We start from the raw sequence: 23,748 nt of genomic DNA, 5'->3' as shown, positions 1-23,748 counted from the left end.
GGCACGTCCGGGCTTTCTGCGTTTGACTGGATCTGAGACATGACGGGAACGACACGATCGAGCAACGGGCTGGACGATCGCCGCAAGCGGCTTCTGTTCCGCTGCTGGCACCGCGGCACGCGCGAGATGGACCTGATCCTGGGCCGCTTCGCGGATGCCGAGATCGGCAATCTGTCCGACGACGAGCTGACCGAGCTCGAGACCCTGCTCGAAGAGTCCGATCCCGATCTCTATGCCGCCATCACCGGTGACAAGGTGCTGCCAGCTGATGTCACCGGCGCGCTGTTTGCCCGCATCAAGGCGTTCCCGATTACGGACGGCGATTTATGAAACAGGGGATGAAGTCGCCGGCCGAGCTGCTTACGCCCGGCCGCGCGCTGACGCTTGCCAATGTAGCCGAGGGCGCCGAGGGCCTCGTCATCTCCGATCTCGCCCGCGCCATCGCGGCGCGGCCGAAGAAACCGGCCGTCAGCCTTGCCGTGGTCTGCCGCGACGGCGGGCGAATGCAGCAGCTCGAACGCGCGCTGCAATTCTTCGCGCCCGATTTGCCGGTGCTGACCTTTCCGGCCTGGGACTGCCAGCCCTATGACCGCGTCTCGCCCCATGGCGGCATCCTGGCGCAGCGCCTGACCACGCTGGCGCGGCTTGCGCCGCTGACCGGCAGCGACAAGCCGCTGATCGTGCTCACCACGGTGAACGCAATCGTGCAGCGCGTGCCTGCGCGCGAACTCGTCGCCGCGCAGGCGCTGTCGGTTGCGCCGGGCAACGTGGTGCCGATGGACACCATCATCGCCTGGCTCGAGCACAACGGCTACAACCGCTCCTCGACCGTGCGCGAGCCCGGCGAATATGCCGTGCGCGGCGGCATCCTGGATCTGTTTCCGGCCGGCCTCGACCAGCCGGTCCGCTTCGACTTCTTCGGCGACAGCCTGGAATCGATCCGCTCCTTCGACGCCGAGACCCAGCGCACGATGCTCGACATGCGCTCGCTCGACCTCGTGCCGATCTCGGAATTCCAGCTCGTCACCGACACCATCCGCCGCTTCCGCATGGGCTATGTCGCCGAGTTCGGCGCGCCCGAGCGCGACGATGCGCTGTACGAGGCCGTCAGCGAGGGCCGCCGCCATCCCGGCATGGAGCACTGGCTGCCGCTGTTCCAGGACCGGATGGACACGCTGTTCGACTATCTGCAAGGCGCGGCCATCGCGATCGAGCCGCAGGCCGAGGACGCGGTTCGCGAGCGCTTCAAGCAGATCCAAGATTACTACGAAGCCCGCCGCGATGCGATGGAGCATCCCGGCGGCGGTGCGATCTACAAGCCGCTGCCGCCCGACAGGCTCTATCTCACCGACGAGGAATGGACCAGGCGCGAAAGCGAGATGTCGCTGGTGCGGCTGACGCAGTTTTCGGTTCCGGCCGATGGTGCGACGATCGTCGACGCCGGCGCGCGCAAGGGCCGCGACTTCGCACCCGAACGCAACGACGCCACCGTCAACGTGTTCGAGTCCGTCGTCAGCCACGTGATGGCGCTGCATGCCCAGCGCAAGAAGGTCGTGATCGCACTCTGGAGCGAGGGATCGCGCGACCGCATGACCTCGATGCTGCGCGACCACAAGCTGACCCACACCACCAGCGTCAACGCCTGGCGGACGGTGCAGGCGACCCCGCGCAACGAGACCATGCTCGCCGTGCTCGGCCTCGAAAGCGGTTTCGAGACCGACGAGATCGCGCTGATCAGCGAGCAGGACATCCTTGGCGACCGCCTGGTCCGGCCCCGCAAGGCCAGCCGCAAGCTCGACAATTTCATCTCGGAGGTGACGAGCCTTGCCGCGGGCGACATCGTCGTCCATGCCGACCACGGCATCGGCCGCTTCATCGGCTTGCAGACGCTCGACGTCGCCGGCGCGCCGCATGACTGTCTTGAGCTGCATTACGCCGCCGACGCAAAACTGTTTCTGCCGGTCGAGAACATCGAGCTGTTGTCGCGCTACGGCTCCGACCAGACCACAGTCGAGCTGGATCGTCTGGGCGGAAGCGGCTGGCAGACCCGCAAGGCCAAACTCAAGAACCGCATCCGCGAGATTGCGGGCGAGCTGATCAAGATCGCCGCCGCGCGCCATTTGCACGAGGCGCCAAAGCTGCCGGTGCAGCCGGGACTTTACGACGAGTTCTGCGCGCGCTTCCCCTATGACGAGACCGAGGACCAGTTAGGGGCCATCGAATCCACGCTGAAGGACCTTGAGCTCGGCCGTCCGATGGACCGGCTGATCTGCGGCGACGTCGGCTTCGGCAAGACCGAGGTGGCCTTGCGCGCGGCCTTTGCCGTTGCGCTCGAAGGCAAGCAGGTCGCGGTCGTGGTGCCGACCACGCTGCTCGCCCGCCAGCACCACAAGACCTTCACCGACCGCTTCAAGGGCTTTCCAGTGAATGTGGCGCAGGCCTCGCGCCTGGTCCCGACCAAAGAGCTGAACCTGGTCAAGAAGGGCATTGCCGACGGCTCGGTCGACATCGTCGTCGGCACCCACGCGCTGCTCGGCAAGGCGATCAAGTTCCGCGATCTCGGCCTCGTTATCGTCGACGAGGAGCAGCATTTTGGCGTCACCCACAAGGAACGGCTAAAGGCGCTTCGCTCCGAGGTGCACGTGCTGACGCTGTCGGCGACGCCGATCCCGCGCACGCTGCAACTGGCGTTGACCGGCGTCCGCGAGCTCTCGATCATTGCATCGCCCCCGGTCGACCGGCTCGCGGTGCGCACCTTCGTCGCTCCGCATGATCCGCTGATGATCCGCGAGGCGCTGCTGCGCGAGCGCTATCGCGGCGGCCAGGCGTTCTACGTGGTGCCGCGCATCGACGACCTCGCCGAGGTCAAGGACTTCCTCGACAAGAACGTGCCGGAGATGAAGGTCGCGGTCGCGCACGGCCAGATGCCGCCCGCGGTGATCGAAGACATCATGACCGCCTTCTACGACGGCAAGTTCGACATCCTGCTGTCGACCACCATCGTGGAGTCCGGCCTCGACATTCCCAACGCCAACACGCTGATCGTGCACCGTGCCGACATGTTCGGCCTGGCGCAGCTGTATCAGCTCCGCGGCCGCGTCGGCCGCTCCAAGCTGCGAGCCTATGCGCTGTTCACGCTGCCGGCGCAGCAGAAGATCACCGCGCAGGCCGAGCGCCGGCTCACCGTGTTGCAATCGCTGGAGACGCTGGGCGCGGGCTTCCAGCTCGCCTCGCACGACCTCGACATCCGCGGCGCCGGCAACCTGCTCGGCGAGGAGCAGTCCGGCCACATCAAGGAAGTCGGCTTCGAGCTCTACCAGTCGATGCTGGAGGAGGCGATCGTCAACCTCAAGGCCGGCGTGTCCGAGCCCGCCGCCGACCGCTGGTCGCCCTCGATCACCATCGGCATGCCCGTGCTCATTCCGGAAGACTATGTCGGCGACCTCTCGGTGCGGCTGTCGCTGTACCGGCGGCTGGCCGATCTCGACACCGAGGAGGAGATCGAGAACTTTGGCTCGGAGATGCGCGACCGTTTCGGCGTGCTGCCCGACGAGGTGCGCTATCTGTTCAAGGTCGCCGCGATCAAGGCGTTCTGCCGCACGGCCAATGTCGGGAAGATCGACGCCGGTCCGAAGGGCGCGGTCATCGCCTTCCGCGATAATTCGTTCGCCCACCCCGACCGCCTGGTGTCGTTCATCCGCAGCTACGGCCAGGCCGCCAAGGTGCGGCCCGACATGAAGGTGGTGTTCCTGCAGGACTGGGAGACGCCGGAAGAGCGTCTCGCCGGCACCACGGAGATCATGCGGCAGCTGGCACAGCTGGCGCAGAGCAAGAAGGCGGCGTAATTGTTCCGAGCGCCACCGGAGCGGTACTTGGATACAAAACAGCGGCATATGGCCACTTGCGGAATGATCGAACGACAGCCATGTTCGATTCGTCGAGTTCGGCCGACGATTTGGCCTCGCCGCTGATAGCGTGCCTGACTAATGACCTGATTCGTGTGACCCGCGACTGGTTTACCGGCCGCGGGTTTTTTGTACCGCAAAGCGGGGCTGCCCCGCCCATTGAAACTTCTGAGGTCGCGAGCGTGTCTATCAATATCGATTCAGGCCAGGAACACGGTGACGAACACGACGACGTCATGTATCCGCAGGTCCTGCCGTTCATATTGGTCCACGCGGGATGCTTCGCGGCGATCTGGTCGGGCGTCTCGTGGCAAGCCGTAGTCATTTGCGCGGTTCTGTACTGGTTGCGCATGTTTGCGATCACCGCCGGCTATCACCGGTATTTCTCGCACCGGGCCTACGCGACCAGCCGGGTGTTTCAGTTCATCCTGGCCTTCCTGGCCCAGAGCAGCGCTCAGAAAAGCGTCCTCTGGTGGGCTGCCAAACATCGCCATCACCATCTTCACTCGGATACGGCGCAGGATGTGCATTCGCCCCGGCACAAGGGCTTCCTCTACAGTCATCTCGGCTGGATCTTCTACCGGCAGCACGATGCAACCGATCTGGTGAAAGTATCGGATCTGGCGTCGTATCCCGAGCTGATGTGGCTGCACAAACTGGAGCTTCTGCCGGCATTCGTGCTCGCGGGCCTCTGCTTCCTCATTGCCGGGTGGTCAGGACTCGTGGTCGGCTTTCTCTGGAGCACGGTGCTCGTGTATCACGGCACGTTCTGCATCAACTCCCTCGCACATGTTCACGGCCGCAGGCGGTACGTGACCGGCGACGATTCCCGCAACAACTGGCTGCTCGCTCTCGTCACGATGGGTGAGGGGTGGCACAACAATCACCACGCCTATCAGGCCAGCGCGCGACAGGGCTTCCACTGGTACGAGATTGATCTCACCTATTATATCCTGGTGGCCTTGTCCTGGCTCGGGATTGTCGGGGATCTGAAGATGCCGCCCAAGCAGGTCCTGCGCAATGAGCATCGGTTGGGATCACGCGCGATCAAGCAGGCGGCCGAGCAGCTCGCTGCTCGCTTCAATCCTGAACACATCGCACAGGCGATCAAGACGTCGATCCATGAGACCGAATTGTCGGTCCGGGACGCGATCATTCTGTTGCAGCAGCGTGCCGATTTGCGTCTGTCCAGCATGCCGACTCGCGACCAGTTGCTGGCCGAAGCGCAGCGCATGTTCGCAAAGACGATGTCGCTGGACGACATCGTCGACCGGGCCCACGAGCTCCTGAACGAGACTGTCGGCTTTCTCCTGGCCACTCCCGCTCTGGCAGCCGCCCCGAAATCGGGCGCGAATGGTGGCGCTTAGCGCCACGTTGCCCGTACAAGGGGCGCGCACGAGATCAGGGATTGCTGACGCGCGACTACGACGCCGCGCGCGACGCGTCGGCTGAGAGACGCCCGAGCAGTGACCGCGCCGTATCCGACGGCGACAGCGAGTCCACGCTGACAACGGGATCGCTGCGCATCTCGTACTTGCTATTGGAGGTGTGCCGCATCACCGCCGACAGGCGGCGGGCGATCATGTGGGCGGTGCGGAAGTCGGTCTCCGCGAACACGACGACGGAACCGTCTTTCTGCGCCACGCCAAAATCCATCTGCCGCATCAGGCGGCTCAGGATCCGCGCGGCGTCGAGCTGGGCGCGGGAATTGCCGGGCTCGAAGGCGAAGCGCGCCACGGAGAGGCCGCCGCCGCGGGCAAGAGCCTGCTCGACCGCCGGCGAAATCGCGGGCAAAAGCTTCCACCGTGAGCAGGCCGCTGCGCGGATCGAGCCAGCCGCCGGCATCGATCGAGCGCAGCGTGCGGCTCAGTTGCGCTTCCATCGCGTGCTGGCGGATCAGCGGCAGCGCGTTGGCGGCGACCTTCGCCGGCTCGCCCGGGATCAGCTCGAGATTGGGCAGGTCGTAAGTCTGCGCGAGCTGGTGCGCGGTGACGGCCACGGGCAGGCTGCGGAATCGGGTGTCTTCCGCGAGCACCGTGAGGAAGGCGTCGGTGACGCGCGCGGTAAAACCTTCGGCGAGCACGACGCCATCGATATCGCGGGTGTTGAGATGCTTGGCCGCGGCCTCGATCGAGAGCGCGCCGACGACCCCGACGCGTTCGCCGAACGCGACGGAGAGCGCAGGATAGGCTGCGCCGCGGCCGATCAGGAGCACCGTTGCATCGCGTACCGGATCCCCCTCCGGCAACCCGACTTTCGCGTCCGGCAGCCGGCGCAGAACCGTCGCATGGAGAGTCCGTACGCGTAGCGCGGCGCGGAGCCGCGCGACGAGACGATCGGAATTGCCGCCGCGCGAGGAGAACGGCAGGGCGTTCTGCGGCAGCGTGCCCGCAGCATCGAGTGCCACGAACGGCAGGTAGGGCGATTGGTCCGCGATCTTCCTGGCGAGCGGCGCAAGGTAGGGCTCGTGCCCGGCATGCATCGCGGCGAGAACTGCGGCCGGCTGCACCTGCTCGACCGCGCGCGCCGCGCTGGCCCAGTCGGCGTCGACGACGGGAAACAGACGGGCCTCGTCCAGTGCCGCAATGAAAGGCGGCCGCTGGGCGTTGGACACAAACAGGATCGGGCCCGCCTGGGACATCGCAAACTCTGATCACGCAACAGATGCTGCGCAATCTAGTCCGGTTGCCTTAATGCAGCGTCAATGGATGGGTCGAAACTGCGCTTAAACCGGCCCGGAGCGGTCGCGAAAAGCCTCGACCATCAGGGGGTTAAGCCCGAGTTCATTGAGCGCTTCGCGGGCGCGGCCATTGTCTTGCGCCCGTCCTGCGAGCCGGTGACCCGAGAGCCGGTCGGGCAGCGCGGTGAGCAGGGCGCCCTGGCCGAGCCGGCGCGCCCATTCCTGGAGATCGTTGGACAGGAAGCGGTAGCCGCCGACGGCCATGATGCCGGAGGGCGGCGCGGTGATGCAGATCGCGCCGCTCGGACGGTCGAGCCGCGCGGCATAGCCGGTGTCGACATAGTCGCGCGGCGGCTGCGCCGTCAGGGTGTCGCCGACCGGCTGCGGCGGTGCGTAGGCCGCGATCGGCACCATCGCTCCGCGCAGGCCGAGCGTGCCCCTGGGCGTCAGCAGGATCTCGCCGGCGATGGAGGAACCGGACTGCTCGCGCGGGGCGCCGTGCAGCCCGGGCATCACCGCAACAGGCATGCCGTCCTCGCCGCGGCGGGCGCCGAACAGCCCGGCCTCGCCGAACAGATAGACGTCGGTCAGCGGTGCATGCGGCGCGATCCAGGCATCGCTCGCCGCCACCTGCTCGGGCGCGCGCCAGAGGCCGATGACGTTGCGCAAGCTCGGCATCCGCGCCGCGAGATCGGCATCGCCGAGCCGTAGCGCGAGCTGCGCCGGGGCGATCAGCACCTCGCATTCGTGCTCGTTGATTTGCTGTTCCAGCACGTCGTTCTCGAAGGGATGATGCAGTGCCAGCGTGCCGCCGCAGAGCAGCCACACCGCGAGCGAGGAGGCGAGGCCTGCGAACGACATCGGCGTGAACGCCGCCATCACGGTCGCGCCCTGCTTGATGTCGGCTTCCAGCGACATCGCGAGCCCGCCGGCGATCAGGCTGAAATGCGGCCGCGGCACCGGGCGAAAGCCTTCCGCGGTGACGTCGAAGGAGATCATCGCCGCCTTGCGGCCGTCCTGGATCACGGCGCGCGTGGTGCCGGGCGGGCGGGCCAGCACGTCGTCGAGCGAGGCCATACCCTCGGGCAGGTCGGCGCCGAAACCGCAGACGTAACGGATCGAGAAGGCCTCCGCGGCGGCATGCATCGCGAGGTCGGAATAGCTGACGCCGTCGACCTTGCTCATGGTGACGATGGCGCGCGCCGCGGTGCGGTTCAGCGCGGCGGTCAGTTCCGCATGGCGCCAGAGCAGCGGCAGCACCGCGACGACGAGCCCGGCGCGATGCGCGGCGAGCACTGTCAGCACGAACTCGACCGTAGCAGGCAGCTGGATCGCGATGACGGAATTGGCCGGCAGGCCCGATTCGACGAAATGCGCCGACAGGGCCTCGATGGCGGTGTCGGCCTCGGCGTAGGTCATCCGCCGCGGCTGATGGCCGGTCACGCGAGCCTTGTTGAGGGGATCGAGCAGAGCGGGCGCGTGCGGTTGCCGCATCAGCGTGCGCTGAAACAGCGTGTCGAGCGTCGGCGATACGGCTGGCTGATTCACGGCGTCACTTCGCTTGCGGCTGCCCCTTCGACCACCAGGTCTCCGGCAGGTATCCGGACAGCGCGGTGGCCTTTGGCCGTTCTATCCGATTCCAGCGCGCGATCCATTGCTCGGATACGTTAAACAGGGGGATTGTATAGAAACCGGAGATCAGGGCGCGGTCGAGCGCCCGCACCGCCGAGACGAAGGCCGTGTGATCACGGGCCTCGAGGAGAGCGTCGATCATGGCATCGACGGCGGGATCTTTGGCGCCCATGTAGTTGCGGGTGCCCGGATTGTCGGCGGCCGCGCTCCCCCAATAGAAATACTGCTCGTTGCCGGGCGACAGCGACTGGTCCCAGCGGTTCTGGATCATGTCGAACTCGTAGCCGAGCCGGCGCTGGTCGAACTGCACGGGATCGACTGCGCGAACGCTCGGCTCGATGCCGGCGCGCTTGAGGTCGCGCTGGAACGCGAGCGCGATGCGCTCCTGGTCGCGGGTCGTCACCAGCATCTCGAAGGTGAAGGGGGCCTTTGTCGCGCGGTTGCGCAGCACGGTGCCGTCGAGATCGTAGCCGGCGTCTGACAGGAGCTTGAGTGCGGCGCGCAGCGTCGTCCGGTCGCGCCCCGAGCCGTCGGTGACGGGCAGGCGGTAGCTGCCGTCCATGACGTCGGGCGGGATCTGCGCGGCGAAGGGCTTCAGCAGCTCGCGTTCGCGCGCATCCGCGGGCCGGCCATAGGCCGACAGGTCGGAGCCGGCGAAATAGCCGGCGACGCGCGAATAGAGTCCGAAGAAGTAGTTGCGGTTGACCAGCTCGAAATCGAACAGCAGCGTCAGTGCCCGGCGCACGCGGATGTCGGCGAAGATCGGACGGCGCATGTTGAACACCAGGAATTCGGAAGGCTGCGGCACGCCGGGCTTGATGGTGTCGCGGATCACTTCGCCGCTTTTGGCGGCTGGAAAGTCGTAACCGTCGTGCCAGCGCAGCGGCTCGTGCTCGACGCGGAAATCATAGAGGCCGCGCTTGAAGGCTTCGAACTGGCCGTTGGCCTCGCGAAAATAGTCGAGCCTGATCTCGTCGAAATTGTAGAGCCCGCGATTGATGGGCAGGTCGCGACCCCAATAGTCGGGATTGCGGGTCAAGGTCACGCTGGCGCCGGGCTTCACCGCCATGATCCGATACGGGCCCGAGCCGATCGGGCCGGTCAGCGTCGTCTCCTCAAAGGTCGCGACATCCACTGCATGCTTCGCCAGGATCGGCATCAGACCGAGGATCAGCGGCAATTCCCGGTCGTTGGCGCCAGCCAGGTCGAAGCGGACGGTGAGAGGGTCGGGCGCCTCGGCCTTGGCGACCTTGGCGTAATATTGCCGATGGTTGGGGCGGCCGTGATCGCGCAGCAGCTGCCAGGAGAACAGCACATCCTCCGCCAGGACCGGCTTGCCGTCGGAGAAGCGGGCGCGGGGATCGAGGCGGAACGTGACAAAGCTCCGCGCGTCATCGGTCTCGACCGATCTGGCGAGCAGGCCGTAGAGCGTGAACGGCTCGTCATTGCCGCGTGCGAGCAGGCTCTCGACCACGTAGTTCCGCACCGGCTGCACGGCCAATCCCCTGACGATGAAGGGATTGAGGCTGTCGAAGGTGCCGAGAATGCCCCAGGTCAGCCGGCCGCCCTTGGGGGCATCAGGGTTGGCGTAGGGCATGTGGGTGAAATCGGCCGGCATCGCCGGCTTGCCGTGCATCGCGATGGCATGGGCTTCCCCAGCGCCCGCGCCGCTTGCGGAGAGCACGGAGGCCAAGACGAAGGCGAGAAGACAGAGGCGGGTGCCAAGGCCCTCACGAAGGCCCTCGAGAAGGCGCTGGAACATGGACATCGGCACACGTTGATTCGAGGACCTGCGGGCCTGAATCCTATCACAAGGAATTTCACGGATCGCAGGCCAGAGCGGTTCAAGGCGTGGCCAAAGACGCTTGTCGGCATTGATCTTTTCGTCGGCCACGTTAAGAAGGCACGCAATCGCGCAAGAGCGTCGAGCCCGTCACTTATCCGCCTCAATTGACGGGGAGAGAGCCGCGCCCAACGCGGCCAGGTTCGTCGCTTCGGAGCGGTCCGGGCACTTCCCGTTCAGAAAGGGTTTTCCGCAATGAATTTCCGTTACTTGGCCGCGTCCGTCCGGCCGCGCGGGCGACTTCTCGCCTTGTTGACGGCGACGGCATTGGCCGTTCCGTTTGCCGCTGAGGCCCAGACCCCGGCGCCGGCCCCCGGCGCGCCTGCCGCGCCCAAGGCGGCGCCGAAAGCTGCCCCGAAGGCTGCCCCGAAGGCTCCGGCACCGGCTGCCCAGGCTCCCGCCCAGCCGGCTCCCGCGCAGGGCGCTCCGGCGCAGCAGGGCGCCGCGGCCCAGCCGGCCGATCAGCAGATCCAGCTGATCTACGCCCCCTGGACCAAGTTCTGCCTCAAGGGCCAGGACGCCAACGCCAAGCAGGTCTGCTTCACCGGCAAGGACGGCCGTATCGAGTCGGGCCAGCCGGTCATCGCGGCCGTGATCATCGAGCCCGAAGGTGAGCCCAAGAAGATCCTGCGCGTGACGCTGCCGCTGGGCATGCAGCTCGTGCACGGCACCCGCATCATCGTGGACAACAATGCGCCGTTGCAGAGCCCCTACGTGATCTGCTTCCAGAATGGCTGCATGTCCGACTACGAGGCTACGCCCGAGCTCATCGGCAACATGAAGAAGGGCCAGAACCTCGTTGTCCAGGCGATCAATGCCAACGGTGCGCCCTTGACGCTGCCGCTGCCGCTCGCTGGCGAATTCCAGAAGGCCTATGACGGTCCGCCGACCGATCCGAAGGTGTTCGAGGAAACCCAGAAGAAGCTTCAGGAAGAGCTTCAGAAGAAGGCCGACGAGCAGCGCAAGAAGCTCGAGCAGAACGGTGGCGCGCCCGGCGCGGCTCCGACCGGTCAGAAGTAAGCGGGCTAAAATCCCGGACATGAAAAAGGCGCTCGGTTCGAGCGCCTTTTTTGCTGGCCGCTTGATGGCGGCAAAACTCACTTCAAGCGCGGTCGGCTCAGTTCAGCGACGGATTGCGCGGGCGATAGCCGCCGGTTTTGTCCTTGATGAAGATCTCGGCGACCTGGGAATGGCGGATCGGCTCGCCGGAATCGTCAGGCACCAGATTCTGCTCGGAGACATAGGCGACGTATTCCGACTCCGCGTTCTCCGCGAGCAGGTGGTAGAACGGCTGGTCCTTGTGAGGCCGCACCTCTTCGGGAATCGACAGCCACCACTCCTCAGTGTTGTTGAATTCCGGATCGATGTCGAAAATCACCCCCCGGAACGAGAAGATCCGGTGGCGAACGACCTGTCCGATCTGGAATTTGGCGGTCCTCGCTTTAATCATTCCCAGTCGATAGACCAGGATTGTGGCCGATGCTAGTGCCCTGACCTGGAATTGACCTTCGACTAAGGGGTGGATAGCCCCCAAATCTTCAGAAAACACTTCATCAATGATCGATATCCTCAATCTGGCGCTACCTTATTTCGGCTTGATCTTTGTTGGATTCGCTTGCGGCAAGGCCAAGTCGCTGCCGGAATCAGGCCTCGCCTGGATGAACTTCTTCCTGCTCTACGTGTCGCTGCCGGCGCTGCTGTTCGCGATCATGTCGAAGACGCCGTTTGCGGAATTGAACAACCCGCCGTTCCTGGTCGCGACCACGCTGTCCACGGTTGCGGCGTTCACCCTGGCGCTGGTCGTCGGCAAGGTTTTGGGACGGCTGACGCTGCGCGAGGCGACGCTTGCGGGCCTCTCCGGCGGCTATGGCAATATCGGCTACATGGGGCCGGGGCTGGCGCTCGCCGTGCTTGGACCGAAGGCCTCGGCGCCGACCGCGCTGATCTTCTGCTGCGACAGCATCTTCCTGTTCACGATCGTGCCGCTGCTGATCGAGCTCTCCGACCGCGACCATCCCTCGCTGGTCCATGCCTTCGGCGTCGTGCTGAAGCAGATCGTGCTCAACCCGCTGATCATGTCGGCCTGCTTCGGCGCGGCCGTGGCGGCGCTTCATATCGAGCTGCCGGTCGCACTCGATCGCACCATCACGTTCCTTCAGAACGCAGCCGCACCGACCGCGCTGTTCGTGCTCGGCGTGACCGTGGCGCTCCGCCCGTTCAACCGGGTGCCGTGGGAGGTGCCGGGCGTGATCGCGGTGAAGCTGTTGATCCACCCGCTCGCCGCGTTCGGTCTGATGCTGGCGTTCGGACCGTTCGCGCAGCCCTGGGCCGCGACCGCCGTGCTGATGGCCTCGCTGCCGCCGGCGCTCAACGTGTTCGTGATCGCCCGGCAGAACGACGCCTGGATCGAATCCGCCTCTGTCGCGGTGCTGCTCGGGACCTTCGCGTCGGTGGTCACGCTGACCAGCGTGATGTGGGCGATCCAGACCGGCCGGCTGGCGTTTCCGTAAGCGAGCCTATCGCCGCCACGTCGGGGTCAAGCCCTCGCGCATGGCGAAGCGCCGCAGCGGGCCGATGGCGCCGAGCAGGTGCATGCCGACCGCGCGAACCGGCTGGAGCGGCAGGAAATCGTTGAGCAGGGAGCGGTTGGCGATGTCGATCGCAAACGTGCGGCTCAAAATGTCCGGACGCCGCGTCCGGTCGTAGCGCTTGAGCACGTCGGGCGCGCCGGGATCCTGGCCCGCAGCGATGGCTTCGCCCGCGAGCCTGGCGATGTCAGCGGCATCGCGCAGACCAAGGTTGAGGCCCTGGGCGCCGATCGGCGGGACCACATGGGCGGCTTCGCCGACCAGCGCGATGCGGTCGCGCCCGAAGGATGTTGGACGTTCGATCGCCAGCGGAAACAGATTGCGGCCCGGCTCGACCGTCATGCGTCCCAAAATGGAATGCGACTGCTTCTCGATCGCGGCGGACAGCTCCGCGTCGCTCAAGCCGCGGAGCCGCTCGGCCTCGGCGGGGGCCGAGACCCAGACGATGCTGGAGCGGTCGCCGGGCAGGGGCACGAACACGCAAGGGCCATGCGGCGTGTGGAACTCGGTCGAGACGTTGCGATGCGGGCGCGCATGGCCGACGTTGAAGGTCAGCGCGGTCTGCGTCAGGTCGCGCCGCGTCACCGCGATGCCGGCGGCTTCCCGGCACAGCGAGTGCCGGCCGTCGGCGCCGACCACGAGCCGGGCCGAGAGGAATTGAGCGGACGTCGTGCGGACCGCGACGTCGTCGGCTTCGATGACGACGCTTTCGGCCTCGTCATCGCAACGGACGAGGTTGGGCAACTCAGCCGCGCGTTCTTCCATCGCCAGCATCAGCGAGCGGTTGTCGATGTTGTAGCCGAAGGCGTCGAGCGCGATTTCGTGGCAGGAGAACCGGACCTCCGGCGCCCGGAACAGCCGGCCGGTGTCGTCGACGAGGCGCATGATTTCGAGCGCGGCCGCCTTGCCCTTGCAGCGCGGCCAGACGTCGAGGCTCTCCAGGAGATCGACGGAGGCGCCGAGCAGGGCGGTGGTGCGGTTGTCGGCGTAGGGCATGCGCCGCGCCACCAGCGCGGTCCGCGCGCCGGCCTGCGCCAGTGCGATGGCGGCCGCCAGCCCCGCCGGTCCGCCGCCGATCACGGCCGCGTCATGGAGTGTCGATGCATCTGTCATGGAACGACAATTGACATGCTGCGCGGCAAATTCAAGCCCGGCTATATTTCCTTGATTTTGTGGCGAATTGTGCGACCGCGCGCCGCAATGGCGGATGTGCAAACCGGTCTCATTCTGATAGCAGAAGCCATGGATACCCAAGAGGATTCCCTGAAGCCGAGACCGGCGATCCGCGCCGTGGCCTTCTCGGTGCACATCTTCACCGCATTCGGCGCGGCCATCGCGCTGCTGGCGATGCTGGAGGCCGTGCGCGAGCATTGGGCGGCGATGTTTCAGTGGCTGGGCGTCGCCCTGATCATCGATGCGATCGACGGGCCGATCGCACGCCTGCTGAAGGTCAAGGATGTGCAGCCGAACTGGTCGGGAGACGTGCTCGATCTCGTGGTCGACTTCGTCACCTATGTGTTCGTGCCGGCCTATGCGATCGTGGCGAGCGGGCTGTTGCTGCCGGTGGCCGCGCCGCTGCTCGGCATCGCCATCATCGTCACCAGCGCACTATATTTCGCCGATCTGCGCATGAAGGCGGACGACAATCATTTTCGCGGCTTTCCGGCGCTGTGGAATGCGGCGGCGTTCTACCTGTTCCTGCTGCACTGGCCGCCGCTGGTATCGACGCTGCTGGTCGCGGCGCTTGTCGTGCTGACCTTCGTGCCGTTCCACGTGCTGCATCCGGTGCGGGTGGTTCGGCTGCGCTGGCTGACGATGTCGCTGATCGCGATCTGGGCCGTGCTCGGCCTCTATGTGCTGGAGATGGATTTTCGCGTCGGCACCGGCGTGACGATCGTGCTCTGCGCCATCGCACTCTGGATCAGCTTCAGCGACGCCTTGATCCGCCTGGCAAGATCCTTCGCATGATGCACCTCCTCACTAGTCCTGAAGCCTGGGCCGCGCTGCTCACCTTGACCGCGCTCGAGATCGTGCTCGGCATCGACAACGTCATCTTCCTGTCGGTGATCGTCTCGCGCATCCCCGAGAAGCAGGCCCACCGCGCCCGCCAGATCGGGCTCGCGCTGGCGCTGATCTTCCGCATCATCCTGCTCAGCCTGCTGGTCTGGCTGATCGGCCTGACCGCGCCGGTGTTTTCATTTTCAGGTTACGGCTTCTCCTGGCGCGATCTCATCCTGATCGGCGGCGGCCTGTTCCTGATCGCCAAGGCGACGCACGAGATCCACGCCGAGGTCGAAGCCGATGACGGCGAGGGCGACCGGGAGTCCGGCGGCAGCGCGTTCTTCTGGGTGATCGTCCAGATCATCGTCATCGACATCGTGTTCTCGCTGGACTCGATCATCACCGCGATCGGCATGGCGCAGGACATCGAGATCATGATCGCGGCGGTCGTGATCGCCTGCCTGATCATGTACATTTCGTCGGGGCCGGTGTCGCGCTTCGTTGCGGAGCATCCGACCACCAAGATGCTGGCGCTGGCGTTCCTGGTGCTGATCGGCGTCGCGCTGGTCGCGGACGGATTCCAATTCCACATTCCGCGCGGCTACATCTACTTCGCAATTGCGTTCTCGGCGGCGGTGGAATTCTTCAACGTGCTGGCGAAGCGCAACCGCAGGAAAGTCCGCAAGTCGTCCGTTTAGCCGTTCCAATCTGGGTCGAGTTGACAAGGCGGGCGCGATGTCTTTCGCTCAGCGGCGAGAAGACCGAGAGGAGGTCAGGTGATGACCAAAGCCGTCCGTGTGCACAAGGTCGGAGGCCCCGAAGCCCTGGTCTATGAGAGCGTCGATGTCCCGGCGCCGGCTTCCGGCGAGGTGCGCATCCGCCAGCATGCGGTCGGGCTGAACTTCATCGACGTCTATTATCGCACCGGCCTCTACAAGGCGCCGGGGCTGCCCTTCATCGCCGGCAACGAAGCGTCGGGCGAGGTCATCGCCGTCGGGCCCGGCGTGACGCATTTCCATCCCGGCGACCGCGTGGCCTACTACCACAATCTCGGTGCCTATACCGGCGAGCGCAACATCCCCTGGGAGAAGCTGGTCAAGCTGCCCGACCACATCACACACGAGCAGGGCGCCGTGCTGATGCTGAAGGGGCTGACGGTCTGGTATCTCCTGCACAAGACCTTCAAGGTCGAGCCGCATCATCGCGTGCTGATCCATGCCGCGGCCGGCGGCATCGGCTTGCTCGCCTGCCAATGGGCGAGGGCGCTCGGGGCCCATGTCATCGGCACGGTCGGCTCGCGCGAGAAGGCGGAGCTTGCGGAGGCCAATGGCTGCGACCACGTCATCCTCTACAACGAAGAGGATTTCGTCGCGCGCGTGAAGCAGATCAGCCGCAACGAGGGCTGCGACGTCGTCTATGACGGCGTCGGCAAGGCGACCTTCCCGGGCTCGCTGTCCTGCCTGAAGCCGCGCGGCATGTTCGTCTCGTTCGGCAATGCCTCGGGGCCCGTGCCGCCGTTCTCGATCGCCGAGCTCAACAATCACGGCTCGCTGTTTGCGACGCGGCCGAAACTGAACGACTACGTCGGCACGCGCAAGGAGCTGCTGGAAGGCGCCGATACGCTGTTCGCCGCCGTCATCAACGGCAAGCTGCACGTGCCGATCAACCACGCCTACGCGCTGAAGGACGCCGCCAAGGCGCATATCGATCTCGAAAGCCGCAAGACCACCGGCGCGTCGATCCTGAAGCCGTAGTCTCTCGTCATCCTCGGCTCCCGTGTCCCGGACGCGCCGCAGCGTGAAACGCTGCTGCGCAGGGCCGGGACCATCTCCCCGGCTGGGCCCCGGCTCTGCAGCGCACCGCCGAAGGGGCGCTGCGCTGCGTCCGGGGCACGAGACTGGCCTCACGCGACGCGCCTTGCCGCGCCGGCCCTGGTCAAAATCCCGTCGAGACAATCGATCATCTCGACGATCTCGGCCCGCGTGACGTTCAGCGCCGGCATGAAGCGCAGCGTGTCGAGCTGCGGCGCGTTCAGGAGCACGCCGGCCTCGAACGCCTGCGCGACGATGCCTGGCGCGATCGGCAGCTTGAGGTCGAGCGCGAGCAGGAGGCCACGTCCCCGCACGCCGCCGAGGCCGTGCCGGGCCGAGACCTTCTGCAACTCGCTTTCGAGCAGCAGGCCGGTCTCGGTGACCGTCTTCAGGAAGTCGGGCTTGCTGATCTCTTCCAGCACCGCGAGCCCCGCCGCGCACATGATCGGGTTGGCGTTGAAGGTCCCGCCCTGATCGCCGTGCTCGAAGCAGGAGGCACGTTCGGTTGCGAGTAGGGCTGCGAGCGGCACGCCACCGCCGATGCCTTTGCCGAGCGTCATGATGTCGGGCGCGATGCCTGTGTGCTCGTAGTGGAAGAGTTTTCCGGTCCGGCCCATGCCGGTCTGGATCTCGTCAAAAATGAGCAGCAGGCCGTGCGCGTCGGTGAGCGCGCGCAGCTCCTTCAGGAACTGATCGGTCGCGGGCCATACGCCGGATTCACCCTGGATCGGCTCCAGCATCACCGCGACGGTGTTGTCGTTGATCAGCTCCTCGACCGAGGCGATGTCGTTCAGCTTCGCCTTCTTGAAGCCGGCGACCTTCGGCTCGAACAGCGGCTCGAACGCCTTCTTGCCCGAGGCTGACATCGTCGCCAGCGTCCGGCCGTGGAAGCCGCCTGCGAAGCTGATGATCTCGAACGCGCCGTTCCTGTGCAGGCTGCCGTATTTGCGCGCGAGCTTGATCGCGCCCTCGTTGGCTTCGGCGCCGGAGTTGGCAAAGAACACCTGGTCGAACGCGCTGCTTGCGACAAGCCGCTCGGCAAGCTTCAGGCTCGGCTCGTTGTAGAACGCCGGGCTCGGCGTCAGCAGCCGCTTGGCCTGCGCGGCAAGCGCATCGGCGATCGCGGGCGGGGAGTGACCGAGGCAGTTGACGGCCCAGCCCTGCACGAAATCGAGATAGCGCTTGCGGCTGTCGTCCCAGAGGTAGGAGCCCGCGCCGCGGACGAACACGGCCTTGGGCCGTGCGGTGATGTCCATCAGCGCGTCAAACGGATGCGTGGTCATGTCGAACTCCTGTGGGGACGGGGTGGAAAAAGGGGCGCAAAAAGCAGAAAGGCCGCACCTTGCGGGTGCGGCCTTTGCGAAAACTCGGCTGAATTCAGTGGTTCAGCGGCGTCGTCGGACATGGCGCACCCTCTCGTCGTCGCGGAAGCGACGGCGGAGCATTTCGGTGCGCTGATGGGTCCGAGCGTTGATCATGGGGCGGGTCCCTACAGCCGAAGGGCAGGGCTTGTCAAGCGGGCGTTTTGAAGAACACCCGTCCGGCGTGCATCGGCGAGATGGGAGCACGTCACTGAACGCAGTAGCGCGCAAAACTGTCCGCGATGCCGGCGTTGATTGCCTTGGCGGCCGCGATGTCTTGCTCAGCGCCTTCGCTGTCGCCCTTCTTTCGCTTCGCCAGTCCGCGGCCGTAGAGGGAGCCGTCGAGCTCAGGCTTTGCGCTCAGCGCCGCGTCGTAATCCGCAATCGCCGCGTCGAGATTGCCGAGCTTCAGATACGTGAGGGCGCGGCTGTCCAGCGTATAGGGGTCGTTGGGAGCCATCCGCAGCGACTGCTCGCAATCGGCCAGCGCCTCCTGCAGGCGGCCAAGGATCGCACGCGTCATGCAACGCGAATTGAACACGCCCGGATAGCTCGCATTGGCCTTGATCGAGCGATCGTAATCCTCCAGCGCCTGCGCATAGTCGTGGGTGTCGAAATACATGTTCGCGCGCGCAAAGAAATCGCGATCGTTGTTCGGACTGAGCTGAAGCGATTTTGCGAAGTCGGCCAGCGCACGCGCACGGTCGCCGCGGTCGCGGAAGACTCGTGCGCGGTTGCCGTAGGCCGGGCCGTAATTCGGGTCGAGCTTGATCGAGAGATCGAAATCCGCCAGTGCGCGAGCGTCGTCGCCATGGTTGCGATAGGCAGTGCCGCGATTGAAATAGGCCAGCGCAAATTTAGGGTCGAGCTTGATGGCCTGATCGTAGTCGGCCATCGCATGCTCGTAGTCGTTCTTGTGGATGTGGGAATTGCCGCGGTTGTTGTAGTAGAGCGCGTCGCGGGAATTCAGCCGAATCGCGCGCGTGTAGTCGGCAATGGCGTGGTCGGTGTCGCCGAGATCGTCATGGGCGATGCCGCGATTGTACCAGAGGTCGGCGTCTTTCGGATCGAGATCGATGGCACGGTTGAAGTCCGCCAGGGCACGCTCCGTGTCGCCTTTTCGCCGAAACATCTCGCCGCGATTGGCCAGCGCCCGCACATTCGAGGGATCGGCCTTGAGCACGGCCGAGCAGCCGGCGATGCGCTGGTCCTCGCGGTCCCCGTCGTCGTCGCTATAGCACCATTGGCGTGCCTGCGCGGCTGACGGCGATCGCGCGGTGGCGGTGGCGGGGGCGGACAGGGCGAACACGGCCATTGCGATGCCGATCGCAGACAGCTTGAAGAGAATCCTTGACGTTTCAGTGTGTTTCATTGTTTTCCACATCGAAACCATTGCGCCTCTAGCGCGTTTGTGATCGAAGGACGCGACTTGGTTCGAACCGAATGCATCACGGGGCAGACCAAGAAGGCGGGACCAACCAGATAGTTTGAAGACCTTGTCCGATACGCCTTACCCGATCGACCTAGACAGCATTCGCGGCGCGTTTCCGCCGGGCATCGAGGCGCCGTCCCTGCTGGTCGACTTTGCCGATTGGCTGAACGGGCGCCCGTGGGGCAGCGTCGGCCGTTTCTCCCTGCAAGGCCAGTTCTCCGATCAGGCGCCGATCTTCGACGGCAGTCCCTTGCGCGACAGGTTTTCACTGTTCATGCGGCTGCCGGATGGCTCGGCCGTCGGCGGCTGGTATGGCGCGGGTCTTGATCGCGACAATCCGCCGATCGTGGGGCTGGGCTCCGAGGGCGACTACGAACTGCTCGCGCCGAGCCTCGACGGCTTGCTGGCGAAGCTGACGTCGCAGCAATTTGACAAGGCCTGGAGCGATCTCAAGCCGCATGACGAGGTCGAGTGCCAGACCGACGAGCTCGCGAAATGGCTTGCCGGGCAGCCGATCGGCGACAAGGCGGCATGTGACGACGGCGCCGCGGAACTTCCCGACTTTCGCGGCTTCGTGGAAAAATGGAGCCGGGATCGCGAAGACTATTGGGCCAATCATCGCTTGATGGCCGAGCTCGGCTGGCGGCTCGCCGCGCATCTGCCCAAGGGCAAGAAGCCCTGGGACAAGACCCGCTTCGAGGTCGCGATCGTCGGCAAGCAGTACGAGGCCCGCGTCCTGACCCTCGGCCCGCAGCCGTTCGAGGAGGCCGCCTCGATCGAATCGCTGCTGCGCGATCTGCGCGAGGAGATGCGCAAGGCACAACCCGAGCTCGGGCTGTGGCACGCGATGAAATTCGGCCTCTATGTCGACGGCCGCGTCATGCCGAACTTCGAATACGATGTGCGTCCGATCATCGGCGGCGAGCCGGCGCAGCTCTCCGAAGCAAAGGCCGATCTCGCGCGCGCCCCGCGCCCGGAGCGGTGGGTGCCGAAATGGCTGGCGTGACGGAACACCGTCAGAATCCCGTCACGGAGCCGTGCAATCAGGTTGCTGATTGAATTAGCTTCTCGTCGGGGTAGTTCGCTGATGCGCGGCCTTTGTCACCGGTTGATTGTCGCGATCCTGCTGATGTCAGCGGCCTCGGCCGCAGACGCGCAAACCGAGCTCGTGGAAAGCGCCGTTGCCGACCTTCCGATTGTGCTGGCTACCGATCCCGCGCTCACGCGGCCTCACGTGATCACACCGGACGAAAAGAAAAACAGCGATGAGGCCGATGCTGGCGGCGTTATTCTCACCTACGTTTTTGAAACGAAGCTTCGCCTTCGGTCGGAGAGGTACTTCCTGGTTGTCTGCAGCTCCGGCGGTAGTGCCGACTACAATTGTGTGTTCAACCTGGTTGGAGGTGCGGCCGATCTTTATCGAGACCAGATCGAAGGCCTCCGATTCGAGATACCCGGCGACGGGTGCGTCTACGCTTCCGGTCACGTCAATACGATGTTCAACCATCGACGCAAGTACTGCCTTGACGGCGATCGGTTGAAGGAAGTCAGCCAGCCGTTTCACTACGTCGGCCTCAAGTCAAAGACGCTGCATGACCTGACGTTCTATTTCGATAAGGCTGCGACGAATGCGGTCGGCACCATTCCGAAAGGTGAGTTCGTTGAGGTGCTCGTCGCAAGCGATCGACGTGAGGAAGACTCGTCCGAGCGCTACCATTTCCTCATTCGGGACAAGAACGGACTGACTGGTTGGGTCAGTCTGGCCGGAGGTCAGCAAGCGGAAGACATCGAGGGAATCTTTTTTGCCGGCGACTAGTCGCGTCGAACCGGTATTCTTCTGCTGTCGTGCCAACTTGACCTCGCGGGAACGGCACCTTCGATCCCCTTGCGATCCCCCTTGACTTAGAGTGCGCTCGAAGGGGTATCTGTACGTGCGTCAGTACGAGAACGGGCACACATGAAGATCGGCGACCTCGCAAAACGAACCGGCTTGTCGACGCACACGTTGCGTTATTATGAGCGCGTCGGGCTGCTGCCATACGCAGACCGGGATCGTTCCGGCCAGCGTGACTTTGACGCATCGATCCTCACATGGATCGCATTCCTCGGTCGGCTCAAGACCACGGGAATGCCGATCCGGGACATGTTGCGTTATGCGGCGCTTTGTGATGAAGGCGATGCCACCGGGCCAGCCCGGCGGCAGATGCTGGAAATCCACCGGGAACAGGTTCGCACGCAGATTGCCGAACTCCAGGAATGCCTGCTCGTCCTTGATACCAAGATCTCCGGTTATGCCGGCGATGAACAGAGGACGAAGGAAAATGACGCACGCCCAAACTCAAGCCGAAAGCCGCTTCGATCGCGGCCAGCGGGCCCTGTCACGCATTGACGGCAGAGCCGGCGAAAAGGTCGTGGCCTCACTCGCCGACATCGCTCCGGATTTCGCACGATACGTGATCGAGTTTCCCTTCGGCGACATTTACAGCCGCCCGGACCTCGGCCTGCGCGATCGAGAGATCGCGACGATCGCCGCGCTGACGGCGCTCGGAAATGCCGCGCCTCAGCTCAAAGTGCATATCGAGGCGGGTCTGAACGTCGGGCTGTCTCGCGACGAGATCGTGGAGATCATCATGCAGATGGCCGTCTATGCGGGCTTCCCGGCGGCGGTGAACGGGCTGTTCGCAGCCAAGGAGGTGTTTTCCGCGCATGACGGACGGCAGGCGTCGGGAGAAGCGACGTGACGAACTTCGAATACGATGTGCGCCCGACCATCGACGGCGAGCCCGCCAAGCTGACCGAAGCCCAGGCCGATCTCGCCCGCTCCCGACGCCCGGAGCGCTGGGTGCCGAAATGGCTGGTTTGACGGAGCTGTAGCCCAGCGACGGTCTGCTCCCTGCAAGCTTGAGGCACAGAGGCTTCCACAGCGTCATGGCCGGGCTTGTCCCGGCCATCCATGCATTGCCCAGTGGCACGAAGAACGTGGATGCCCGGGACAAGCCCGGGCATGACGACCTTCTTCATATCCGGTTGCAGCGACCCGCAAGAGAGGTGACGCGATCGTTGGCGCCGTCAGAACCCCGCGACGCTGCCGTGCAGGTCGTATTGGTCGGCGCGCTCGATCTTCGCGGTGACGATCTCGCCGACGCGTAACGGGCGGCGGCTGGAGAGATAGACCGCGCCGTCAATCTCCGGCGCGTCGGCCTTGGAGCGGCCTTTTGAAACCGTCGGGCCGACCTCGTCGATGATGATCTGCTGGCGCGTGCCGACCTTGCGCTTCAGCCGGCGCGCGGAGATCTTCTGCTGGCGGGCCATCAGCGCGTTGTAGCGCTCCTGCTTGATCTCTTCGGGCACGGGGTTCTCGATCGCATTCGACGTCGCACCGGCAACCGGCTCGTATTTGAAGCAGCCGAGGCGATCGATCTCGGCCTCATCCAGCCAGTCGAGCAGATAGGCGAAATCGGCATCGGTCTCGCCGGGGAAGCCGACGATGAAGGTCGAGCGCAAAGCGAGATCGGGACATTCCTCGCGCCAGCGCTTGATCCGCGCCAGCGTCTTGTCCTGCGCTGCGGGGCGCTTCATCGCCTTCAGCACCTCGGGGCTTGCATGCTGGAACGGGATGTCGAGATAGGGCAGCACCTTGCCCTCGTTCATCAGCGCGATGACCTCGTCGACATGCGGGTAGGGGTAGACATATTGCAGCCGGACCCATGCGCCGAGTTCGCCGAGCTCGCGCGCGAGGTCGAGGAATTTGGCGCGGACCTGGCGATCCTTCCACGGGCTCTCGGCGTATTTGAGATCGACGCCGTAGGCCGAGGTGTCCTGCGAGATCACCAGCAGCTCCTTGACGCCGGCGCCGACGAGGCGCTCGGCCTCGCGCAGCACGTCATTGGCCGGACGCGAGACGAGATCGCCGCGCAGCTTCGGGATGATGCAGAAGGTGCAGCGGTTGTTGCAGCCCTCGGAGATCTTCAAGTAAGCGTAGTGGCGCGGCGTCAGCTTGATGCCCTGCGGCGGCACCAGATCGAGATGCGGATTGTGGGCGGGCGGCAGCGCGCGATTGCACGGCGTCCAGTACGCTCTCATATTGCTGCGGGCCGGTGATGGAGAGCACGCCGGGATAGGCTTGCTCGATCTGCTCGGGTTCCGCGCCCATGCAACCGGTCACGATCACCTTGCCGTTCTCGGCCATGGCCTCGCCGATCGCAGAGAGCGATTCCTGCTTGGCGCTGTCGAGGAAGCCGCACGTATTGACGATGACGATGTCCGCCCCGTCATGCTTGCGGGCGAGCTCGTAGCCCTCGGCGCGCAGGCGCGTGATGATGCGCTCGGAATCCACCAATGCCTTGGGACACCCGAGTGACACGAAGCTGACCTTGGGCGCAGCCGTCTGATCCATATCCAAATCTGCCTGATTGACAGGCCTGAGCTAGTCCCAATTGCCCATAATTACAACCCTTTGCATCGCCCTCCGGCATGCTATGGATGAATCGCCGGG

19 protein-coding genes and 2 pseudogenes are annotated in these 23,748 nt (G+C 65.1%); 13 read left to right on the top strand and 8 right to left on the bottom strand.

Features of this window, described 5'->3' with window-relative positions:
• Positions 1 to 39 precede the first annotated feature (39 nt).
• From J4G43_RS27525 to J4G43_RS27515, 3 genes are all read left to right on the top strand, one after another.
• Positions 40 to 330 carry an FAD assembly factor SdhE gene (locus J4G43_RS27525; protein ID WP_028147879.1) on the top strand — a complete coding sequence of 97 codons (291 nt, stop codon included), beginning with the start codon at positions 40 to 42 and terminating at the stop codon, positions 328 to 330.
• Positions 327 to 3,845 carry a transcription-repair coupling factor gene (mfd, locus tag J4G43_RS27520; protein WP_208086888.1) on the top strand — a complete coding sequence of 1,173 codons (3,519 nt, stop codon included), beginning with the start codon at positions 327 to 329 and terminating at the stop codon, positions 3,843 to 3,845. The genes J4G43_RS27525 and mfd overlap by 4 nt, the downstream gene beginning before the upstream one ends.
• A gap of 296 nt (positions 3,846 to 4,141) precedes the next feature.
• Positions 4,142 to 5,272 carry an acyl-CoA desaturase gene (locus tag J4G43_RS27515; RefSeq protein ID WP_208089428.1) on the top strand — a complete coding sequence of 377 codons (1,131 nt, stop codon included), beginning with the start codon at positions 4,142 to 4,144 and terminating at the stop codon, positions 5,270 to 5,272.
• 55 nt (positions 5,273 to 5,327) lie between these two features.
• Here J4G43_RS27515 and J4G43_RS27510 read toward each other — a convergent pair.
• The 3 genes and pseudogenes from J4G43_RS27510 to J4G43_RS27500 form a co-directional block, all read right to left on the bottom strand.
• A pseudogene (locus J4G43_RS27510) lies at positions 5,328 to 6,546 on the bottom strand (GGDEF domain-containing protein).
• A gap of 84 nt (positions 6,547 to 6,630) precedes the next feature.
• On the bottom strand, positions 6,631 to 8,133 hold the full coding sequence (locus J4G43_RS27505; protein WP_208086887.1) for a class I adenylate-forming enzyme family protein: 1,503 nt from the start codon (positions 8,131 to 8,133) through the stop codon (positions 6,631 to 6,633).
• 4 nt (positions 8,134 to 8,137) lie between these two features.
• Positions 8,138 to 9,985 carry an extracellular solute-binding protein gene (locus J4G43_RS27500; protein WP_208086886.1) on the bottom strand — a complete coding sequence of 616 codons (1,848 nt, stop codon included), beginning with the start codon at positions 9,983 to 9,985 and terminating at the stop codon, positions 8,138 to 8,140.
• A gap of 270 nt (positions 9,986 to 10,255) precedes the next feature.
• On the opposite strand from J4G43_RS27500, the gene J4G43_RS27495 reads away from it, so the two are divergent.
• A complete protein-coding gene (locus tag J4G43_RS27495) occupies positions 10,256 to 11,080 on the top strand; it encodes an invasion associated locus B family protein (protein WP_063983219.1) in 825 nt (274 codons plus the stop codon).
• 97 nt (positions 11,081 to 11,177) lie between these two features.
• Here the strand turns inward: J4G43_RS27495 and hspQ are convergent, their stop codons facing one another.
• Positions 11,178 to 11,510 carry a heat shock protein HspQ gene (hspQ, locus tag J4G43_RS27490; protein WP_014495177.1) on the bottom strand — a complete coding sequence of 111 codons (333 nt, stop codon included), beginning with the start codon at positions 11,508 to 11,510 and terminating at the stop codon, positions 11,178 to 11,180.
• A 106-nt stretch (positions 11,511 to 11,616) separates the two neighbouring features.
• Between hspQ and J4G43_RS27485 the strand changes: the two genes are divergently transcribed.
• Positions 11,617 to 12,570 (top strand): AEC family transporter, encoded by a 954-nt coding sequence (locus J4G43_RS27485; RefSeq protein ID WP_028147872.1) that lies wholly within the window; start codon positions 11,617 to 11,619, stop codon positions 12,568 to 12,570.
• Positions 12,571 to 12,576: 6 nt separating this feature from the next.
• Here J4G43_RS27485 and J4G43_RS27480 read toward each other — a convergent pair whose 3' ends face one another.
• A complete protein-coding gene (locus J4G43_RS27480) occupies positions 12,577 to 13,761 on the bottom strand; it encodes a UbiH/UbiF family hydroxylase (protein ID WP_208086885.1) in 1,185 nt (394 codons plus the stop codon).
• An 87-nt stretch (positions 13,762 to 13,848) separates the two neighbouring features.
• Between J4G43_RS27480 and pcsA the strand changes: the two genes are divergently transcribed.
• From pcsA to J4G43_RS27465, 3 genes are all read left to right on the top strand, one after another.
• The gene (gene pcsA / locus J4G43_RS27475; protein ID WP_208089427.1) at positions 13,849 to 14,616 is read left to right on the top strand and encodes a phosphatidylcholine synthase; all 768 of its coding nucleotides are present in this window, start codon (positions 13,849 to 13,851) and stop codon (positions 14,614 to 14,616) included.
• Entirely contained in the window at positions 14,613 to 15,347 is a 735-nt protein-coding gene (locus J4G43_RS27470) for a TerC family protein (protein WP_063983222.1), read from the top strand. The genes pcsA and J4G43_RS27470 overlap by 4 nt, the downstream gene beginning before the upstream one ends.
• An 81-nt stretch (positions 15,348 to 15,428) precedes the next feature.
• On the top strand, positions 15,429 to 16,403 hold the full coding sequence (locus J4G43_RS27465) for a quinone oxidoreductase family protein (RefSeq protein ID WP_014495182.1): 975 nt from the start codon (positions 15,429 to 15,431) through the stop codon (positions 16,401 to 16,403).
• Positions 16,404 to 16,552: 149 nt separating this feature from the next.
• Here J4G43_RS27465 and J4G43_RS27460 read toward each other — a convergent pair whose 3' ends face one another.
• Positions 16,553 to 17,743 (bottom strand): acetylornithine transaminase, encoded by a 1,191-nt coding sequence (locus J4G43_RS27460; RefSeq protein ID WP_208086884.1) that lies wholly within the window; start codon positions 17,741 to 17,743, stop codon positions 16,553 to 16,555.
• Positions 17,744 to 18,029: 286 nt separating this feature from the next.
• The gene (locus J4G43_RS27455) at positions 18,030 to 19,193 is read right to left on the bottom strand and encodes a tetratricopeptide repeat protein (protein WP_225005162.1); all 1,164 of its coding nucleotides are present in this window, start codon (positions 19,191 to 19,193) and stop codon (positions 18,030 to 18,032) included.
• A gap of 124 nt (positions 19,194 to 19,317) precedes the next feature.
• Here J4G43_RS27455 and J4G43_RS27450 point away from each other — a divergent pair, with 124 nt between their 5' ends.
• From J4G43_RS27450 to J4G43_RS55370, 5 genes are all read left to right on the top strand, one after another.
• Positions 19,318 to 20,259: a hypothetical protein gene (locus J4G43_RS27450; protein ID WP_063986364.1), complete on the top strand. Its 942-nt coding sequence runs from the start codon at positions 19,318 to 19,320 to the stop codon at positions 20,257 to 20,259.
• A gap of 42 nt (positions 20,260 to 20,301) precedes the next feature.
• Entirely contained in the window at positions 20,302 to 21,069 is a 768-nt protein-coding gene (locus tag J4G43_RS27445; protein ID WP_208086882.1) for an SH3 domain-containing protein, read from the top strand.
• Positions 21,070 to 21,210: 141 nt separating this feature from the next.
• Complete coding sequence (locus J4G43_RS27440) at positions 21,211 to 21,642, top strand: MerR family transcriptional regulator (RefSeq protein WP_208086881.1); 432 nt, start codon at positions 21,211 to 21,213, stop codon at positions 21,640 to 21,642.
• Entirely contained in the window at positions 21,575 to 21,994 is a 420-nt protein-coding gene (locus J4G43_RS27435) for a carboxymuconolactone decarboxylase family protein (protein WP_014495189.1), read from the top strand. The genes J4G43_RS27440 and J4G43_RS27435 overlap by 68 nt, the downstream gene beginning before the upstream one ends.
• On the top strand, positions 21,991 to 22,116 hold the full coding sequence (locus tag J4G43_RS55370) for a hypothetical protein (protein ID WP_256461295.1): 126 nt from the start codon (positions 21,991 to 21,993) through the stop codon (positions 22,114 to 22,116). Before J4G43_RS27435 ends, J4G43_RS55370 begins: the two co-directional genes overlap by 4 nt.
• A 206-nt stretch (positions 22,117 to 22,322) precedes the next feature.
• Here the strand turns inward: J4G43_RS55370 and rimO are convergent.
• Positions 22,323 to 23,649 (bottom strand): annotated as a pseudogene (rimO, locus tag J4G43_RS27430) (30S ribosomal protein S12 methylthiotransferase RimO).
• Positions 23,650 to 23,748: the final 99 nt, after the last annotated feature.

This window comes from Bradyrhizobium barranii subsp. barranii (genome assembly GCF_017565645.3).
In the GTDB taxonomy this organism is placed as follows: Bacteria; Pseudomonadota; Alphaproteobacteria; order Rhizobiales; family Xanthobacteraceae; genus Bradyrhizobium; species Bradyrhizobium barranii.
This window is presented reverse-complemented; position numbering and strand designations above follow the sequence as displayed.

Coding starts and splice junctions, on each gene's coding strand:
- J4G43_RS27495 (WP_063983219.1), top strand. CDS start 10,256: ATGAATTTCCGTTACTTGGCCGCGTCCGTCCGGCCGCGCGGGCGACTT.
- J4G43_RS27440 (WP_208086881.1), top strand. CDS start 21,211: ATGAAGATCGGCGACCTCGCAAAACGAACCGGCTTGTCGACGCACACG.
- hspQ (WP_014495177.1), bottom strand. CDS start 11,510: ATGATTAAAGCGAGGACCGCCAAATTCCAGATCGGACAGGTCGTTCGC.
- J4G43_RS27455 (WP_225005162.1), bottom strand. CDS start 19,193: ATGAAACACACTGAAACGTCAAGGATTCTCTTCAAGCTGTCTGCGATC.
- J4G43_RS27465 (WP_014495182.1), top strand. CDS start 15,429: ATGACCAAAGCCGTCCGTGTGCACAAGGTCGGAGGCCCCGAAGCCCTG.
- J4G43_RS27460 (WP_208086884.1), bottom strand. CDS start 17,743: ATGACCACGCATCCGTTTGACGCGCTGATGGACATCACCGCACGGCCC.
- J4G43_RS27435 (WP_014495189.1), top strand. CDS start 21,575: ATGACGCACGCCCAAACTCAAGCCGAAAGCCGCTTCGATCGCGGCCAG.
- J4G43_RS27500 (WP_208086886.1), bottom strand. CDS start 9,985: ATGTCCATGTTCCAGCGCCTTCTCGAGGGCCTTCGTGAGGGCCTTGGC.
- J4G43_RS27525 (WP_028147879.1), top strand. CDS start 40: ATGACGGGAACGACACGATCGAGCAACGGGCTGGACGATCGCCGCAAG.
- J4G43_RS27480 (WP_208086885.1), bottom strand. CDS start 13,761: ATGACAGATGCATCGACACTCCATGACGCGGCCGTGATCGGCGGCGGA.
- J4G43_RS27485 (WP_028147872.1), top strand. CDS start 11,617: ATGATCGATATCCTCAATCTGGCGCTACCTTATTTCGGCTTGATCTTT.
- J4G43_RS27470 (WP_063983222.1), top strand. CDS start 14,613: ATGATGCACCTCCTCACTAGTCCTGAAGCCTGGGCCGCGCTGCTCACC.
- J4G43_RS27515 (WP_208089428.1), top strand. CDS start 4,142: ATGTATCCGCAGGTCCTGCCGTTCATATTGGTCCACGCGGGATGCTTC.
- pcsA (WP_208089427.1), top strand. CDS start 13,849: ATGGCGGATGTGCAAACCGGTCTCATTCTGATAGCAGAAGCCATGGAT.
- mfd (WP_208086888.1), top strand. CDS start 327: ATGAAACAGGGGATGAAGTCGCCGGCCGAGCTGCTTACGCCCGGCCGC.